Source organism: Methylobacterium sp. D48H, assembly GCF_053345715.1.
Genome location: NZ_JBKFAP010000228.1, coordinates 1 through 258 on the forward strand (window position 1 = coordinate 1; position 258 = coordinate 258).

1 pseudogene is annotated in these 258 nt (G+C 65.1%); it reads right to left on the bottom strand.

Going from position 1 to position 258, the window contains the following annotated elements:
- Nucleotides 1-131, bottom strand: a pseudogene (locus ACLBX8_RS32245) (IS630 family transposase); the annotation flags it as partial.
- Between the last annotated feature and the right edge of the window lie 127 nt (nucleotides 132-258).

A 258-nucleotide genomic window follows, 5' to 3' on the forward strand; every position in this document is an offset into this window, starting at 1 on the left:
CCGCTGGTGCGCAGACCGGCAGTGACCGTGATGGTTTTCCAGTGGCCGAACGGCACCGCGACCCGGCAACGTTCGCCGCGCGGGGCTCGTCCATAGCGGCGGACCATCTTCGTGTTGGTGGCGGTCTGGTCGGTATCCATCCGGCGAAGGACGCGGGAGCTACGGTTTCCTCGGGAGCAGATCACTTTCTGCCGTATGGGCGGCGATCCGCTCCTTCAGCTCGTCGATCCCATCGTTGGTAAACGCTGGGTACGCCTC